Below are 1,190 nucleotides of genomic sequence, written 5' to 3' on the forward strand. Positions count from 1 at the left end.
AACAACTTCTTTTGCATCATCAAGCCATTCATGGCGTCGTTCCGTTCGTAATGTCTGTGATCGGGGAGCGGGCAGATAGCCGTACCCCTCTGTCAGGTTCCGCTCCAAGGGCGCGAACCGAGACCGCGTGTTCCGCTTTGCCGCGTCTTTGTGATCAGGCAACAGCTCTGGTAACGGGAGCGAAAGCGCGCGATGTGAAGCAGGTTGCGTGGTCGGTGCACGCAGCCTGCTTCTCGGCGCCATTGACTTGCGATGACTCGGCTTGGCGCCCAAGCGTTGACATGGCCGTACCTTCTGCAGCGTCATGCGGCTGAAGCACGGCGTGACACGGGGCCCCGGTGGATATCGGAGTTCCCATGAAATCCAGATCAGTTGAATGCCGTGAGGTCTTTCGGCTTGATGTCATGCTGCTCGCAATAGGCAAGATAGCGCTGCAGCCCGGTCTTCCAGTTTTCGAGCGCGACGACGTTGTCCTTATCGTCGAGGAACAAGAGATCGCCGGTCACCGTAACCAGTGTGAGCACATCTCCGTTTTTGCCTGCCTCGACGACTTCAAACGTGTGGGTCGATGCGGCGGTCTCGTAGACGATGCTGCCGGGCCCGGCGATCCAGTCGTGCTCCTTGTATTTCCACTTGCCTTCGATCGTGTAGACCAAGACCGTGCCGGTGTGGTGGTGCTTGGGAAGTTGCACGCCGGGCGGTGCCTTCATCAGTACGATCCATTCACCCCGGATCGGGTCAAGTTTGAAATACTTCAGCAGGATGTCTTCCGAATAGGGCGTCAATGGTACCCACGGCAGCGATTCGCCATCGATGACTGCGGTGTCAATGTGTTCGTAGAGCATAGTTGTCTCCATTAGTGATTGTGTGATGTGGTCGAAAATTGCTAAACGTGCCAGGGCTGGCCGCCTATCAGAGAAAGGTGGGAGCCCTGGATTTGGCGGGGCGTACCGTTCGGTTTAAACCAGCGAGGTGCCTGCGAGGGTGGCGCGTAGCATCTTTCGCGGCGCGTTGCCGTAGTCCGCCACTGCGTAGTGCTGAACCTGCAGGTTGTCCCACATGGCAACCGTGTTGGTTCTCCACTTCAGGCGCACCTGGTATTCCGGAATCGCGGCCTGAGAGGTCAGATAGTTCATCAACTGATGCGCCTCCGGCATGAAGTCCTGGCCGTATCGGATGTCCTCGAAGTT

Annotated in this window: 2 protein-coding genes; both read right to left on the reverse strand. The window is 57.6% G+C overall.

Features of this window, described 5'->3' with window-relative positions; all coding sequences use genetic code 11:
* Window positions 1-368: 368 nt before the first annotated feature.
* A complete protein-coding gene (locus AWB81_RS43230; RefSeq protein ID WP_062644728.1) occupies window positions 369-845 on the reverse strand; it encodes a 2,4'-dihydroxyacetophenone dioxygenase family protein in 477 nt (158 codons plus the stop codon).
* Window positions 846-959: 114 nt separating this feature from the next.
* The coding region (locus AWB81_RS43235) for a TauD/TfdA dioxygenase family protein (protein WP_200822650.1) at window positions 960-1,190 on the reverse strand (231 nt) is incomplete at its 5' end.

The sequence above is a fragment of the Caballeronia arationis genome, from assembly GCF_001544975.2.
Taxonomy (GTDB): Bacteria; Pseudomonadota; Gammaproteobacteria; order Burkholderiales; family Burkholderiaceae; genus Caballeronia; species Caballeronia arationis.

Bases quoted from the DNA above. Each gene is read 5' to 3' on its own strand.
- AWB81_RS43230 (WP_062644728.1), bottom strand. From the start codon at position 845: ATGCTCTACGAACACATTGACACCGCAGTCATCGATGGCGAATCGCTG.